The sequence below is a fragment of the Natranaerovirga pectinivora genome (assembly GCF_004342165.1).
GTDB lineage: Bacteria > Bacillota > Clostridia > Lachnospirales > DSM-24629 > Natranaerovirga > Natranaerovirga pectinivora.
In genome coordinates, this window is the sequence record NZ_SMAL01000001.1 from 438,067 (window position 1) to 453,618 (window position 15,552).

At 30.4% G+C, this 15,552-nt stretch carries 17 protein-coding genes; 16 read left to right on the plus strand and 1 reads right to left on the minus strand.

Annotated features, from left to right (window positions below; all coding sequences use genetic code 11):
* Nucleotides 1–55 precede the first annotated feature (55 nt).
* The 4 genes from EDC18_RS02100 (at nt 56) to EDC18_RS02115 (ending at nt 2,446) form a co-directional block, all read left to right on the plus strand.
* Nucleotides 56–568 (plus strand): hypothetical protein, encoded by a 513-nt coding sequence (locus EDC18_RS02100; RefSeq protein WP_132249769.1) that lies wholly within the window; start codon nt 56–58, stop codon nt 566–568.
* 428 nt (nt 569–996) lie between these two features.
* Nucleotides 997–1,431, plus strand: a complete 435-nt coding sequence (locus EDC18_RS02105; RefSeq protein ID WP_132249771.1) for an NUDIX domain-containing protein — start codon at nt 997–999, stop codon at nt 1,429–1,431.
* Between the two features lie 25 nt (nt 1,432–1,456).
* Nucleotides 1,457–1,822 (plus strand): SdpI family protein, encoded by a 366-nt coding sequence (locus tag EDC18_RS02110; RefSeq protein ID WP_132249773.1) that lies wholly within the window; start codon nt 1,457–1,459, stop codon nt 1,820–1,822.
* Between the two features lie 12 nt (nt 1,823–1,834).
* On the plus strand, nt 1,835–2,446 hold the full coding sequence (locus EDC18_RS02115; RefSeq protein ID WP_132249775.1) for a histidine phosphatase family protein: 612 nt from the start codon (nt 1,835–1,837) through the stop codon (nt 2,444–2,446).
* A 179-nt stretch (nt 2,447–2,625) separates the two neighbouring features.
* On the opposite strand, the gene EDC18_RS02120 is transcribed toward EDC18_RS02115, so the two are convergent.
* A complete protein-coding gene (locus EDC18_RS02120) occupies nt 2,626–3,597 on the minus strand; it encodes a hypothetical protein (RefSeq protein WP_132249777.1) in 972 nt (323 codons plus the stop codon).
* Between the two features lie 348 nt (nt 3,598–3,945).
* Between EDC18_RS02120 and pdxR the strand changes: the two genes are divergently transcribed.
* From pdxR to EDC18_RS02180, 12 genes are all read left to right on the plus strand, one after another.
* The gene (pdxR, locus tag EDC18_RS02125) at nt 3,946–5,460 is read left to right on the plus strand and encodes a MocR-like pyridoxine biosynthesis transcription factor PdxR (RefSeq protein ID WP_132249779.1); all 1,515 of its coding nucleotides are present in this window, start codon (nt 3,946–3,948) and stop codon (nt 5,458–5,460) included.
* A gap of 19 nt (nt 5,461–5,479) precedes the next feature.
* Entirely contained in the window at nt 5,480–6,673 is a 1,194-nt protein-coding gene (locus EDC18_RS02130) for an aminotransferase-like domain-containing protein (RefSeq protein ID WP_132249781.1), read from the plus strand.
* A 201-nt stretch (nt 6,674–6,874) separates the two neighbouring features.
* Nucleotides 6,875–7,519 (plus strand): hypothetical protein, encoded by a 645-nt coding sequence (locus EDC18_RS02135; RefSeq protein WP_132249783.1) that lies wholly within the window; start codon nt 6,875–6,877, stop codon nt 7,517–7,519.
* Nucleotides 7,520–7,651: 132 nt separating this feature from the next.
* Nucleotides 7,652–8,053: a hypothetical protein gene (locus EDC18_RS02140; protein ID WP_132249785.1), complete on the plus strand. Its 402-nt coding sequence runs from the start codon at nt 7,652–7,654 to the stop codon at nt 8,051–8,053.
* Between the two features lie 33 nt (nt 8,054–8,086).
* Complete coding sequence (locus EDC18_RS02145) at nt 8,087–8,407, plus strand: DUF8582 domain-containing membrane protein (protein ID WP_165878431.1); 321 nt, start codon at nt 8,087–8,089, stop codon at nt 8,405–8,407.
* A gap of 77 nt (nt 8,408–8,484) precedes the next feature.
* Nucleotides 8,485–9,240 carry an ABC transporter ATP-binding protein gene (locus tag EDC18_RS02150; RefSeq protein WP_132249787.1) on the plus strand — a complete coding sequence of 252 codons (756 nt, stop codon included), beginning with the start codon at nt 8,485–8,487 and terminating at the stop codon, nt 9,238–9,240.
* Nucleotides 9,241–9,242: 2 nt separating this feature from the next.
* A complete protein-coding gene (locus tag EDC18_RS02155) occupies nt 9,243–11,717 on the plus strand; it encodes an ABC transporter permease (RefSeq protein WP_132249789.1) in 2,475 nt (824 codons plus the stop codon).
* 161 nt (nt 11,718–11,878) lie between these two features.
* Entirely contained in the window at nt 11,879–12,469 is a 591-nt protein-coding gene (locus tag EDC18_RS02160) for a hypothetical protein (protein WP_132249791.1), read from the plus strand.
* Between the two features lie 65 nt (nt 12,470–12,534).
* Entirely contained in the window at nt 12,535–13,164 is a 630-nt protein-coding gene (locus tag EDC18_RS02165; protein WP_132249793.1) for a hypothetical protein, read from the plus strand.
* Between the two features lie 47 nt (nt 13,165–13,211).
* On the plus strand, nt 13,212–13,793 hold the full coding sequence (locus tag EDC18_RS02170) for a hypothetical protein (protein ID WP_132249795.1): 582 nt from the start codon (nt 13,212–13,214) through the stop codon (nt 13,791–13,793).
* Between the two features lie 163 nt (nt 13,794–13,956).
* On the plus strand, nt 13,957–14,277 hold the full coding sequence (locus EDC18_RS02175; protein ID WP_132249797.1) for a PadR family transcriptional regulator: 321 nt from the start codon (nt 13,957–13,959) through the stop codon (nt 14,275–14,277).
* Nucleotides 14,270–15,448, plus strand: coding sequence for a DUF2812 domain-containing protein (locus tag EDC18_RS02180; RefSeq protein ID WP_132249799.1), 1,179 nt, complete (start codon nt 14,270–14,272; stop codon nt 15,446–15,448). Before EDC18_RS02175 ends, EDC18_RS02180 begins: the two co-directional genes overlap by 8 nt.
* Nucleotides 15,449–15,552: the final 104 nt, after the last annotated feature.

Below are 15,552 nucleotides of genomic sequence, written 5' to 3' on the forward strand. Positions count from 1 at the left end.
AACAATGATCTCTATGTGTTTAGAGTACAAATTGATGATATCAAGGGGGCCTTTAATGAGTTGGTTGAAAAAACATAAGGTGAGGTTTGTTCTTTCTATACTGATCCTATTTTTGGTTCTACTTATTACATATTTTTACCCTAGTTACTATATGAATGATGTAGAGCAAATATATGTTTCTCATAGTAGTTATGGTGTTAGAACAAGTGAATACAAGATAGATTTTACAGAAAAAAAGTTTTATCAATTCAATCATGGTGGTTCATATAAACCAAGGGATAAGACACTTGATAATGAAGGGTATCAAATGATTACTGATATATCAATAAATCACATAACTATATTTAATAAAAAAGCTCAAAGATATCGGTTTTTAAGATGGAAAGAAAGATACATAAATCATAACGTAGAAGGTGGACATCATTGGAGTATTTATATTTTTTTTAAAGATGGGGAAGTCAAAAAAATCTATGGAGTTCATAAGTATCCTCTCACTTGGAATAAAATGCTAATGGCTTTTGAAGAATTAACGGGTAGCAATATATTATATAAAAAGATAAGATGGTAAAAGAAAATAAATATATTCCTAGATGACACGTTGGGACGTTTCTTTTGTGTCAATGACTAGATTGAGTTTCTAACACTTTATTAGATATCATCATAAAAAGGTATAACCTAAATCGTTAAGCAATGTGTTGATAAAGGCATAATAAAAAAACAAGTATAATTATAGATGCCACCAAATAGAATCAAATACATTTAAAATACACCTAAAAACTAAGTAAGATAGGAAACTGATTAAGTTAATTTAGTAATTAATCAATTCTTTTTAATTTTCGAAAAAAAATAAGTTAATGTAAATTGTGACTATGGTATAATGCTATTAATATTATTTCAAGTATTTATAAAATTTATTTCCTGTAACACTTAATCATAAACTATATTTTTTAAAACTATACTTAAAATGACAGCAATTAGTCATATAAGGGAGATGCTATGAAGATAAGAAAAGCAGTTGGCGCTGTTGTATTTCAAAACAATGAATATTTATTAATTCACAAAGTTAAGAACTCTGATTGTAATGAAGATATTAGTGGGCACTGGGACTTTCCAAAAGGTGGGGTGATAGATCAGGATAGCGATTTAGAATCATCAGTTTTAAGAGAATTAAAAGAGGAAACAGGTTCTACTAATTATAGAATAGTTTATAAATTTGATCCAAAGATTTGTTTTTCATTTCCTGCTGGATATAAGTATGACAGCCAAGAAACAGTGATGTTTTATGTGGAGTATTTGGGCAATAGAGAAGATTTAACGCCACAAGATGAAGAAATTGATAAAGTTGAATTTTACAGCAAAGAATATTTATTAAGGCTTATATCTCAACAAGAAACATATGCTTTTTTAAAACAAGTATATAATGAAATATAGTGGTTAAAGAATTGGATGGGTTAGAATGTTAATTATATCATTAATTATGACTGCAATAATATGCTTATCTATGATTGGATTTGGTTTTTTAATGGTAAAAAAACCACCTAAAGAAATTAATGCTTTATTTGGTTATCGTACAGCTATGTCATCAAAAAACAAGGATACTTGGGTTTTTGCACACAGGTACTCAGGTAAAATATGGATAAGAAGTGGCATTATTACTGGAATTATATCCGTTATATTGGCATTTGCTTTACAGGGACTAAGCAATTACAATCTACTTTTGGTTGTTATATGTTATATTCAAATTATAGTCTTACTACTAGTGATTCCTTTTACAGCGGCAGCTTTAAGAAAAACATTTGATAAAAATGGTAATAGAAAATAAGCAGGGGGTATTATGACAAGATTATATATAACAAGGCATGGTCAAACACAGTGGAATCTAGAGGGTAGATTACAAGGAAGGAAAGATTCACCTCTAACCAAGTTGGGCGAAGATCAAGCAAAATGGTTGGGTGAAAAATTAAAAGAATTTGAAATAGATATTATTATATCAAGTCCAAGTGGAAGAGCACTAAAAACAGCAGAGATCCTTCGCGGGGATAGGGATATAGAAATAATTCAAAATTCTAATCTAATGGAAATGGATTTTGGTGATTGGGAAGGACAGTTACATTCAGAAATTGAAAAACAATCACCTGTTGAGAAAGAAAACTATTCAAAATTTCCTCATCTATATGCATATATTAGTGGTGAAACGTTTTACCAAGTTTTAGATAGAGTAGGAAATGAAATTGAAAAAATCATAAGTAAGCACGAAGGGAAATCCATATTAGTAGTAACACATGCAGTCGTATTAAAAGCAATTTTTACATATTTAGAGAATAAAGAAGTTAAAGATTTGTGGAGTGGCGCATTTATGCACCCTACTTGCTTAAATATTATTGATATAAAAAATGGGAGCAGAGAAATAGTACTTCAAGGGGATATATCTCATTATCAAGAGTAATTTTATCTTGAGAGAATATATAACTAGATTTAATTTAGTAAATACGTAGACATTATAAATATTACATGACATATTAGTATTGAATAAGAAAAACTATAACAGCCTAAGCTACAAACTTGCTTACAAGTATCTGTAGATTAGGCTGTTGTGACTACTGCATTTATTATTCTATTAAGGAATTAATACTCTTTTATAGCAACTGGAAATTCAATAACCATCTCAGCAATGTAAACATTTTCTTTTGAGATTGGAGGTACATATCCAATCCTACTTCTATAATGAACAAATGAATTCAGACGTCCTCCGTCTTTGTGTTCTCTAAATAGGTTGTAACGAATAATGGCGCTTTGTCTTATGCCACGCCAAGGTACTAAAAATATAGTTGTTTCTGTACTATTTTTATCAAAATCCTTTATATAGGCAATTACTTTGTCATCTTCAGTATAGTGGTCTAGAAAATTCTCTTCTTCAATCCATTTAAAAATTTCACTTATAATAGCTTCTTTTTCTGGAAAATCATCAACTTCTGGCATTTGAGGTTCATCGATAAAAATAGTCCCCCTATAATAAACCTTTCGCCCCCATCTCTTTTGGTTGTCTAAACCAAAGAGAAATGCAAAATCAGCCTCACCTTCTAAATCTTCTAAAGAATCCAAAGTCAAGAAATTATAATTATAATAATCCTCGTAATACTGAAAATAAGTTGGAAGATCCCACCAATATTTCTTAGTACTATCATTTGTTTCTTCAATATGTAAGCTCATACCTGTATAAGCTGTATGTAAATCAGTAAAGTTAGGGCTTAATATAACACTAAAATGGTGAGAAACGCCATCAAAGTCTGGATATTCATCTGTCATAGTGTCCATAGAGCCAGTAACTATGTAATCAACCTCATGGCCGATAAAATGATGGATATAAGAATCATCAGGATCTGTATAAAACAGGGTATTGTTAAATTGTTTTCTTAGTTGTTCTTCAATAATATCTTTATCAATAGGAAGATCATCTTTATACCCAAGTGTTTTTTCAATTACATCCAAAAGGCTATCATCATTATCATCAGTAGCGTCCCCATTATTACACGCGGATAAGCTCATTAAAAGAAGTAATATAAAGAAAATATATATTGCTTTTGCATGTTTTTTCATTTGCACCATCCTTATTATTAAATTGCTATATTCATTTTAACCCTATACTATATAAACAAATGGAAGGGGTGGTTTCTTACACTTTTTTAAAATAACATTTATGAGACCATTAATTTGTAATTGGCAATAAAGCGAACATTACAATTATAAGCTTCTGGATTAGAACGATGCATTTTAGTCTATATAAATAGTGTGAAATTTAATTTTAAGGGAAGCCACTTTGGTTTCCCTTAAAATCTTTATATAAGTAGAAATTGGTTGATTTAAAAAACTTAAAATTGGTGGTTGATAGTTACAAATATTAACCATATAATAAAATCGGATGCATCCAAAGGAGTGGTTTGGTTTATGAGAATTGTAATTAATAGAGATGATACTAAAGCAGTTTACCTACAGATATTTGAACAAATACGTCAACAGATTTTATCAGGTGAACTTATTCCTGGTTTTACATTGCCACCTGAGAGAAAACTTGCTGAAAGTTTAGGTGTTAATAGGACCACAGTGTTAAATGCTTATCGGGAATTAAAAGCAGAAGGGTTAATTGATTCTAGGGTTGGTAAGGGAACGATTGTTCTTTCTTATCCAGATTCTGAGTTAAGTAACGCTACTCATTATGAAGAACCTGTATGGGATCATACATTTAGCCAATACTCAGGACAATTTGATCCATTTATGTTAAAAGAACTTTTAGCAATAGCCAATAGAAAAGATGTTATCTCATTTGCAACAGGAATTGCTTCTCCTGAATCAGGTCCTTTACAAATATTTAAAGGTATTGAAGAAGAAATATTAAATAGCAATGACTATAAGGCCTTACTTCATTCTCCTACAGAAGGGTTTCATTCTATTAGGGAATCGGTCTGTCAATTGATGCATAAAAGAGGCGTGTACTGTGGTATTGAAGAAGTAATGCTTTTTTCAGGATCTCAACAATGTATTGATATAATGGCTAGAATTCTATTAGATCCAGGGGATATTGTGGTCGTGGAAGAACCTTCTTTCTTCCCAGCCGTTCAAGCATTTAAAAGTCTTGGTGCTAGAGTAATGGGTGTCCCTATGGATGATAAAGGTATGAGGCTGGATATACTAGAGCAATTGCTTCAAAGGTATAGACCAAAGTTTATTTATACCATGCCTAACTTTCAAAATCCAACAGGGTTGGAGATGGTTCTTGAGAGAAGAAAAGGACTTTATGAACTTGCTCGTAAGTATAAAGTTTTTATAATGGAAGACGATGCTTACGGGGATCTTTCTTATGATGGTATGCCTCTTCCTTTAATTAAATCTATGGACAATGAAGGGTATGTTATTTACATTAGTACATTTTCGAAAAGTGTCTATCCAGGATTAAGATTGGGATGGATGGTGGCCCATAAGAAGATTGTTCAAAAATGTACAGCCCTAAAGCAAGTAATGGATATACACTCAAACAGTCTTTCGCAATGGATCATAGAAAGATTTATTAGGAGTGGTGACTTTGATAAACATATGAAAAAATCATGTAATGACTATAGAATTAAAAGAGATGCTATGTATGAAGCTTTGCTTAATTACGCACCTCATGATTTAAAATGGCATAAACCAAAGGGCGGCTATTACTTTTGGTGTAAACTTCCCAATGGGATATTGGCTTCTAAGCTGGTGTTAAAAGCAGCAGAATATAAGGTGGCTTTTGTACCTGGTTCTACCTTCTTTACATCGGGGGAAGGAGAAGAATATATACGTCTTAATTTTACCTTTGCTTCTGTTCCTGAGATTGATGAGGGTATTAAAAGGTTGTGTAAAGCCATTAGGGATTTAAAAGAATCAAGTGATGATGAAGAAGCTTTTAATAATATAGAAATGAACCCAATTGTTTAAATTTATGGGAGGTATGGGTATGGAGTATAAATTAGCGGATAGAATGAGTTATTTGAAAGCCTCTGAAATTAGGGAAATTCTTAAGGTAACTGAAAGACCTGAAGTAATTTCATTTGCAGGAGGGTTACCGGCACCAGAGCTTTTTCCAATAGAAGCAATACAAGAAGCCAGCAATAGAGTATTTGAAGAAGAAGGCTATAAAGCCCTTCAATATACGACGACAGAAGGCTATAGACCTTTAAGAGAGTGGATTTCTAATAGAATGAATAAACGATGGCAAACAGCCTTTGAGCCTGATAACATTGTCTTAACCCATGGCTCTCAACAAGCTTTGGACCTTTCTGGAAAAGTGTTTTTAGATCAAGGAGATATTGTTTTATGTGAAAGTCCAACTTATTTAGCTGCCATTAGTGCCTTTAAAGCTTATGGTTGTGAGTTCATCGAAGTACCAACAGATAATGAGGGAATGATCACTTCCCAAGTTGAAAGTATTTTAGAGACACAAGGAAATAGGGTTAAATTAATCTATGTCATACCAGATTTTCAAAATCCTACAGGAAGAACATGGTCATTGAGGAGAAGGGAACAACTGGTTAAGTTAGCTACAAAGTATGAGATTGTAATCATTGAAGATAACCCTTATGGAGAACTTAGATTTGAAGGTGAAATGTTACCATCTTTACAATCTTTTGATGATGTAGGATGTGTTGTTTCATTAGGCTCATTTTCAAAAGTATTTTGTCCTGGTTATAGAATTGGATGGGTTATGGCCCATGAGAAACTAATTGAAAAATATGTTTTAGTAAAGCAAGGGGCAGACTTACAATGTAATACAATGGCTCAGATGGTAATTAGTAAATACCTTGAGTTGTATAATATAGATGAACACATAGATAAAATACGCGATGTCTATAGACAAAGAAGAGATGCCGCTATTGAAGTAATGGAAAAGGAATTCCCAAAAGAGGTAAAATTCACAAGACCTGAAGGTGGACTATTTGCTTGGGTAGAATTGCCTACACATATAAATGCAAGAGTTGTTTTAGAAAAATGTCTTGAAAAGAATGTAGCTTTTGTACCAGGCGGTTCGTTTTTCCCAAATGGTGGCAATGAAAATACATTAAGGCTTAATTTTTCTAATATGCCTGTAGATAGAATTAAAGAAGGTCTTAAGTGTTTGGCAAGAGTATTAAATCAATTAAATATAACTTGATTCTGAGTCGCAGAGCTGTTCTATGACTGATGAAACTAAAATGACCTTATAGAAGATAAAACTATAGGTCATTTTTTGTTATCAGTTTTATAATATAATTTGTTAAGTATTAATGTATATGGTATAATATTTCTTAATTATCTATATAGTTTTATTAATTTATACAATAATAACTAATAAAAAATAGGAGAGTGTTTATAATTGTTAAAAATACGTAAAAGGATTCTAATCCTATTATGCATCATTATTGCATTAAGTGTAGGGTGTAGCAGTAAAAGCAAAAGCAGTGACTATATCGGTTACATTTCAGCAAATACAGATTCAATTTATGAACAAACATTTAAAGAACTGCATCTTGGTAATTTATTTAATTTTGACTTAAAATTACTTCGTGCTAATGAAAGCTGGGTGACTCTTTGGGTTGAACTTTATAGCGATGGGGTATTAGTTGATCCTAATCCAATTATTAGTCATTCATATGGCAGAAGTCCTTTAGAAGTAGAAGAAAGCTCAACTGGATTCGGTATCATTAATCCCAATAGAAGTGACAAACAATTCTTTATGTATTCAAAATATAGCACATCAAGTACAACAATAGGACCTCAAAGCATTAATAATGATTTCTTTCAAGACCAAGGCATTAGAACTTGGGGATATGCTCTTGGCGATGAAACCATTGGTTTAAAATCAGGAGAAGAAGTTATATTAGCTGTATACCAACAAGGGGGAGGCAATTCAGTAAGAACATATAACTATCAAGATCCAGAGGCTATAACTGAAATAATTAATATAGATAATACAGTACTATTGCTTAAAATAAAAGTGGAAGAAGATAAAGAAGATTAAGGGGTAGAATATTTTATTTCTTTTTCCCTACAAGAATATTCAACGAAAACAAAATATATGGTTTACTATGGCTAAACAAGGATCAAGTATTGTAATTGAATTACAAGTACAAATAAAGTTGAGAGGTGTATTATGTTTAATAAAAAAGTAAAAAAAATATTCCTAATAGCTTTGATCATACTAATTACAATTTTTTCAGGGTACTTACTACGGGTTGATAGATTTGGTTTCTCACAAATCTCTTGGGAAGACTGTTTACAAATAAATGGCACTAAGTATTATGGGGGCGCAGATAAAACTTTGGTTGATAGTGCTGATATAGAAAATGAAATTGGAGAAGTAAAATTTAATGTTTCTAAAAAAGTTAATAACCCTCGTTATAGATTTAGAAATGGCGATGCAACATTTATAGAGAAAGGTACTGAAATATATAGTATAAAAAACAAAAATGCCTCAGTAGCAGTAAAAATCGAGGGTGTTTATTATATGTATATTGAAAAAACATTAGAAGGCATGAAAGATGCGTTAATGTAAATTATTAGTTATATAGTAGAAAGGAGCAGTTCTATGAATAAGAAGGCACAAGTTTTATTAATAATAGGAGGAATTAGTTTTATATTCGTAGGCATTATGAGTTTGTTTGAAAAGAAATACTTTTTGGGGATTGTTTTTATCATTGTAGGAATATTGAATACCATATCAAGTATTTTAGCTTATAAAAAGAAACCAATTGATATAGAACTTGATGATTTAACCAAAGAGAGTATGGATAAAGAATTAAAGTTACTAATTGCAGAAGGAAAATATTATAAAGCAATTAAAAGATGTAGAGTCATAACAGGTTTTGGGCTAAAAGAAGCTAAAGAATATGTAGATCTATTAAATTAAGAGAACACAGGGAGCTAACACAGGAGAACACAGAAGAACGTCCCTTCGTGTGCTGTGTTAAAAAAAGGGGAATGTAGATGAACAAAGAAATTGTACTTGAAGCAATTAAGCTTCGAAAGACTTATTCTAATGGGGAGTTAAAGGTAGAAGCCTTAAAAAACATTGATTTAACAATCTATAAAGGTGAAATGCTTGCCATTATGGGAGCAAGTGGTTCAGGCAAAAGCACACTATTAAATCTTATTGGTGCACTAGATGCCCCAAGTGACGGAACTATAAAGATTAAGAATAGGATCATTAGTAATTATCATAAGGAACCTTATGCAACACAGTATAGAAGCGAGTATATAGGGTTTATTTTTCAAGATTATAACTTATTAAAAGATTTAACAGTTGAAGAGAATTTGGCCCTACCACTTATTTTAATGAACAAAGATTCTAAAACCATAAAGGAAGAAGTAGGTAAATACATTGATCTAGTCGGTCTAGGAGGAAAAGAAAAAGTAAGACCTTATAAATTATCAGGAGGACAACAACAACGTGTTGCTATCGCAAGGGCTTTAATTACTAACCCACCCTTATTATTAGCAGATGAGCCAACAGGTAATTTAGATTATCAAACATCAGAAGAAATACTGAACATAATCAAAGATTTACAGGAAGCATTAGATCAAAGTATTGTCATTGTCACTCACGACCCTCAAGTTGCCACCTTTGCAGATAGAGTGTTATTTATACATAACGGTAAAATCGTAAATGAATATGTAAAGAAAGCTAAGGCAGGAGATATAGATAAAATTCTTCATATGCTTAAGAATTCCATGAGGTGTTAAGTATGTACTCTTTAAGTAGAATCGCTTTTAAGATATATAAAGGGAATAAGGGGATGGTTATTACTGCTATAGTAACCATTACCATATCCGTAATGTTGATTATTAATATGCTATCCTTAACAAAGAATGCTACTAGAATTATGACAGACGAACTGTTCCAACAATATGGCAATATGAATTTATCAGTAAGTATGGCAGATCACAGAGGTATTGACAATCAATTGTTTCAACAAATAAAAAGACAGCCAAATATTAATGAAGTGGCAAGAGTAGTAGTTGGAAATTTAGAAATTGCTAATGGCTATCAAATATATGCACTTGGATTAGATAATACGGAGTTATCTAAAAGTAGATACAAGTATACAAAGGATATTGGTAGTGATCAGGTTATTATTAATAAGGGATTGGCAGATTTTTTAGATGTTTCTATCAGTGATATAGTTTTAATAAACAATACCAGATTTCAAGTCGTTGAGATTCTTAATAATATAAATGAGTCCAGTTCGATACCGGACTTTGCTATGATACATATTGACACTTATTTAACTTTTATTATGGAAGAAATGGTTGCAACCTATCTTATGATTGACATATTTGATGAAGTAGAGAGTGTTGCTTTAGCAGATAGAATAACAAGTTTTAATGATAATGTTGAAGTAGATATTTTTATTCATAATGAAGAAATCACGAGAAATTTAGATATGATCAATGCATACGTCATTATATTGTCATTTATAGCCATTATGATCTGTGGACTGCTATTAATATCAAACTTCCAAACTTTTCTATATCAATATCGAAAACAATTCTCACTTATTAGAGCAATAGGTGGGAGTGTTAAGCAATCTTTTAAGATTATATTTTTACAGAGCTTGATGTTATCTCTAACAGGTGTATTCTTTGGACTAGTTTTTTCATATATATTCCATAACCTATTGCAGAATAAATTAGGAGAGATTTTAATCAATAAACAATTTGAATATTCTTTTGTTCTTGTAGATGCGTTGAAAATAGCATTCGTTGTTTTTATAATCATACAACTTTTTATGTTAATACCTGTAATGAAATATTCAAGAATATTACCTTTAGAAATAGTTAGAGAAAATGAAGAGCTGGATGTTAAGGGTAACGTCTCAAAAATTTTGGGGTATATTTCCTTAGTCTTTTCAATGATTTTCTTTCTTTATGGTGTATACTTTGCAGGTCTAGAAAGTACAGGCTTTGGAATACTTTCAGCAGTTGTATTTATGGTTGGTGTCTACTTGGTTTTCCCTTATTATATCAAAGAGATTCTTCTGTTTATTATGCCTGGTATTAGAAAAGTATTTGGAAATGCTTCTTTTGTTGCTTTGAAAAATGTTATACCACAAGTTAAAAAGAATTCTATTATTATTCTATCCATTAGTTTATTAGTAGCACTTAGTATTTTTGGTGGTACTATATTGAACACCATTAGTAAAAATAATGAGAATTATTTAAAAAGCCAATATAAATTAGATTTGATGTTAACTGCAAGAGAAGGCTATGGGATGAAGATTAACCATGCTTTTTATGAAGATCTAATGGAAATAACTAGCATTAGAAATATCTTACCTTATAGTATAATGCACAGCTTGTTTTATAAGAATGATGACAAAATTAAAACCCTTTCATATTCCCTAATGAATTTTGATGGTATGGCATCAGTAGGAATAATTAATGAAAACAGTAATCATAGAGAAAATAACGGGATAATTGTTACTGTTGAATTTGCTGAACAAAATAATTTATCAATAGGTGATAAAATCTATGTAATGCCTTCTTATAATTTCAATAGAAGTATTGATACTATAACAGTTGACGATAACTTTAATAGCTTGATAATTAATGGTATATATGAAAATATTGATTATCGTCAAGTTGTAATGGTTGGTATAGATTGGGAGAATGATTTTTATATTAATGAATTCACAATTATAGATAAAATTTTAATTGGTACTTATGATTTAAACCAGACAATCGCCGATCTAGAAAATTTAAGAAGAAAATACCCGAATATAAAATGGTCTACTTTAGAAGAAGCTTTAGAAACTTCTAACGATATGCTAAATCAAAGGTGGAAGTTATTAACGATATCAATCACTGCAATTTTAATAGGATTAATTATTGGTTCCCAAAATATGATGATAAACAATATCTTAAACAAAAGAATAGAATACGCCATACTAAGGACACTGAAAGTTAATAGAGGAAAGTTGATTAATATTATTCTTACTCAAGTACTTACTTTTAATTTTATAGGAGTAGTATTAGGGGGTATAATAGGCATTATTATTTCTAATATACTTACTATATGCGAAGGAAGGTATTTTAGTTCTATTGATTTTACTGTTCTTTGGTATGTTATATTGATGCTCGTCTTTTCAAACCTATTAATATTTATTCCATTTGGCAGTAGACTTGCAAAAGGGTCAATTGCTACTGAACTAAAAGGATGAACAAAGAACACGAGAGAACACAAGGAGACTGTTCTTTTGTATTAAAACTATAAAGATTTATAAAATTTATAGTTATAGCTAATTTTTTCTAAGGCTAGGATAGGAATGGAAGAATCCAATTAGCCATATATATTAAATTCCAAATAAGGAGTATTTATAAAATGAAAAAATTTTTATCTCTTAGAATGGTTATTTGTTTAATAGTTTTGCTTATACTATGTTCTGCATGTGGCAATAAAACTACAATCAACACCTATATAAAATATGAAAACTTACCAAATAATTATACTTTAGAGTCTGCTAAGGCTGATGGGTGTGTTGTATTCGAAAATCACCAACTTACATCTGGTGAGGAAAAATGGCAAGAGTTTATTGAAAGAACTGAAGCAGGCAAGGCTGCAATGGTCAGACTTGCATATCTTTATTTGCCTGATTTTAAAAAAACTTCTATTGATTATCATGATGAGATTATAGATATGCTTCCTCTATATATAGCAGATCTCAATTTTGATGGTAACACATATGTATTTACCTACACTGAAGATGTCCAAACATATGAATACGAATACCCATATCTTGTGAGATTTACAGGTTCTCCGAGTAGTAGAACTGCTATTTATAGTCAATATGATCGATACTTTCTAGTACATGATAAAGATATTACATTTGAAGAAATCGAACGTAGTTGGTATAGCAGTCAATCAGGAGATTCTAGAGATTATGTATCAGTGTATGTGAATCTAATAAACTAGAATACACAAGGGTTTACTCTATTGTGTGTAATAACTAACATTCCAGATAGTGAGGGGGATAGGTTATGAAACTTAAAAGTTCCGGAAGAATATTGATTTATATTATATTTACTTTTTTAAGTGGTTTAGCGGCATTGGCAAGTTTTCCTTATTATACAAATGAAGAACTCATTGATAAATCTGATTTAATTATTGTTGGAGAATTGGTAGGGCCAACTGGAGAAGAGGAATTTAATAATAGGTTTTGGTGGACTGAATGGCAGATTAATATAGAATATGTTATTAAAGGAGAAGTAGAAGAAAAGGCATTTATTATTAGGACTCCAGGAGCTAAGGATAAAAATATTAGCACATCTATTGATTTTACTTTAAATGACAATCATAAATATGTCTTGTTATTCTTATATAAGTCAAATGATTTTTACGTCCCATTTTCACCTCAAGCAATAGAATACTTAATGCTTAAAGAAAGTAATAGTGATAATTTATTTACTCGATTTGAATTTTATGACGAAAGTATTAAAAATGATATAGAATCTTATACAAGATTGAATAATATTACACTTGAATTCAAAAAAGAACATAATAGTAATAATATAGTGGTTTTAATTAGTGTGATTGTGGGTGCTTTTACGATTGTATTTTTGGCATTTAGATTCTTAAATAAGAAATTGACAAGAAATAAGGAGAATTAAAACACAAGAGAAGGCCGTCCATTTGTGTTCTTGAAAGGAGAAGAAGTATGAATCTTAATACATATAAAAAATACACAATAAGAATAACCCTCTTAGTGGGTATTTTATCACTTTTTATTGTTTCCATTTTAAATCTAAGTATAGATAATAGTTCTACATTTAATATTTTTCTTTCCATAGTAAATGCGCTAGTCTTTTCAACGATAGTAATGTTAGTTACTTATTCCATTAGAATAAGGAATTTTGCAAAAAAAAATAATTTACAAAAATATTATTTATACAGCAAGTATCTTAGTTGTATAATATGGTTGAGTTTTTTTCTTTTTTTATTTCCATTAATTTTGCGATGGAGTCGGTTAGATTCTACTATATCTGATACCTCGATTTATTTATTAATGGGTGTAAATCTTTACCTACTTAGTAGAATATACATAGGCAATGAAATTCTTATACTAAATGGTACTATCATAGAAAAATCAACTATAAGAAATATAAAAATAACTAAATATTTCAAAAAATATAAATTAGTGGTTGAATATAATCAATCAGCTAGAATTGCCATAACTGGTGTAACCAATGAAGTTAAGACTCTTTTAGAAAAAGATAAAACACTACTACAGATATATTAATTTTAGAACAAGGTTTGACATAGTAAATGCGTAACTCAAAGTAGAAGTTTAAGTATCTGAATAAAATGTGTTCCTTGTTAAAAACAATTGACACATTTTATTTATTAAGTTAATATTATGTTATACGATATATCGCGTCGCATAATATTGAAAGGGTGTTACTATGGGATATAATGGTGGACCAATGACAGAAGCAATGTATTATGTGCTTTTAGCACTTATGAATCCTAATCATGGGTATCAACTGATGAATGATATCAATGAAGTGTCTAAGGGTAGAATTTCTATGGGCCCTGGAACACTTTATGGGGTGCTTACAAGGATGAAAAAAGATAAACTTATTTCTTTAGAAGAAGACGATGGCAGAAAAAAAACTTATAGAATTACTACCTTAGGCGAAGAAGCCCTTCGCACAGAATACAGAAGATTATTGGCTTTAGTAGAGGATGGAATAATTTTAAAAGAAGGTGAAACTATTGTATAAGTATATTTATAAAATTCGTCCTTGTGATTATTGGCGTATTGGGGAGAATGAAAGTTGGTTTAGTGATATGGCATCCAAAGGCTTGCATCTTGAAGGAACGGGCATTCATTTTGCAAAATTTCTAAAAGGTGAACCTAAAAAAATGAAGTATCGAATTGATATTAGTCAACCTATTACTTTAGAGGAAAAGGAACTATTTGCAGCAAATGGGTGGGACTATGTGACCCATTATAAAGAGTTTTATATTTATGCATCACCAGAAGAAAGAGATGCACCAGAGTTTCATACAGATTCCCCTGAACAATCTTATACATTAGAGTCCTTGAATAGAAAATTTCTTCTTAATTTTGTATTTGGTGCTATTATAACTATCTTAACTATAGGTTTTTTATACACCGTATTGAATCAAAAAAACATCATTCTTAGTTTAGTGGAAGAGGTCTTTACACTTCAATATCAATTACCACTCATTATATTAATGTTGTATTCTTTGTATTCTTCATTTCAAGCTGTTTTTTCTATAAGTAGACTAAGAAAAATGCTAAGGATAGGGGAACCCATCAACCATAATGCACCCTGGAAAAAATACGTTAAAAGAAAAAAATTTCGCGTAATTTTATATTGTACTGTTTTTATTAGCTTGTTTTCCATTATCCCTATAGCTCAAATCATAAATAGTAAAAGTTATCCTTTGCCAACTGGTGATACTAATTTACCTATAGTGAGATTAATAGATCTAGGAGAAGATGTTGAATTAATTAAAGAACGGCCTGATATAACAGATTATTTTAGTGTATATAGTTATGACTGGAGTCTTCTAGCACCAAAACAATATCATTCACAAGATATATTCTCTACCAGTAGCAATAATCTTTTAGGAAATAAAATCTACACAATTGACACCTATGTTATAACTAAGTTTTATCAACTTCGATTTTCGTCTAATTCAAATTTACTACTGAGGGACTTGATTGATAAATATGGTTTTGCAGATAATAATACGGAGTATATTGAATTAGACCATTTAGATTTTGATTATCTATATGTCTATGAATCAGAGGACCATGTTAAACAAGTTTTTGCTGCTAAAGGTAAATCTGTTATTTATCTTCGATATAGAGGTAAAGTTGATTTTGAATCAATAATAGAGGTTATTTCTCTTAAGATATAAATTTTACAGTAAGACTAAAAATTAACCGATGCGGAAATTTTTAGTCTTATCTTAATGCTATAGATTAAATATATGATCTATAGCATTATTTTTTATCCAAAGAG

Excerpts from the sequence above, each read along its gene's own strand:
- EDC18_RS02100 (WP_132249769.1), top strand. The coding sequence starts at position 56 with ATGAGTTGGTTGAAAAAACATAAGGTGAGGTTTGTTCTTTCTATACTG.
- EDC18_RS02105 (WP_132249771.1), top strand. The coding sequence starts at position 997 with ATGAAGATAAGAAAAGCAGTTGGCGCTGTTGTATTTCAAAACAATGAA.
- EDC18_RS02110 (WP_132249773.1), top strand. The coding sequence starts at position 1,457 with ATGTTAATTATATCATTAATTATGACTGCAATAATATGCTTATCTATG.
- EDC18_RS02115 (WP_132249775.1), top strand. The coding sequence starts at position 1,835 with ATGACAAGATTATATATAACAAGGCATGGTCAAACACAGTGGAATCTA.
- EDC18_RS02120 (WP_132249777.1), bottom strand. The coding sequence starts at position 3,597 with ATGAAAAAACATGCAAAAGCAATATATATTTTCTTTATATTACTTCTT.
- pdxR (WP_132249779.1), top strand. The coding sequence starts at position 3,946 with ATGAGAATTGTAATTAATAGAGATGATACTAAAGCAGTTTACCTACAG.
- EDC18_RS02130 (WP_132249781.1), top strand. The coding sequence starts at position 5,480 with ATGGAGTATAAATTAGCGGATAGAATGAGTTATTTGAAAGCCTCTGAA.
- EDC18_RS02140 (WP_132249785.1), top strand. The coding sequence starts at position 7,652 with ATGTTTAATAAAAAAGTAAAAAAAATATTCCTAATAGCTTTGATCATA.
- EDC18_RS02145 (WP_165878431.1), top strand. The coding sequence starts at position 8,087 with ATGAATAAGAAGGCACAAGTTTTATTAATAATAGGAGGAATTAGTTTT.
- EDC18_RS02150 (WP_132249787.1), top strand. The coding sequence starts at position 8,485 with ATGAACAAAGAAATTGTACTTGAAGCAATTAAGCTTCGAAAGACTTAT.
- EDC18_RS02155 (WP_132249789.1), top strand. The coding sequence starts at position 9,243 with ATGTACTCTTTAAGTAGAATCGCTTTTAAGATATATAAAGGGAATAAG.
- EDC18_RS02160 (WP_132249791.1), top strand. The coding sequence starts at position 11,879 with ATGAAAAAATTTTTATCTCTTAGAATGGTTATTTGTTTAATAGTTTTG.
- EDC18_RS02165 (WP_132249793.1), top strand. The coding sequence starts at position 12,535 with ATGAAACTTAAAAGTTCCGGAAGAATATTGATTTATATTATATTTACT.
- EDC18_RS02170 (WP_132249795.1), top strand. The coding sequence starts at position 13,212 with ATGAATCTTAATACATATAAAAAATACACAATAAGAATAACCCTCTTA.
- EDC18_RS02175 (WP_132249797.1), top strand. The coding sequence starts at position 13,957 with ATGGGATATAATGGTGGACCAATGACAGAAGCAATGTATTATGTGCTT.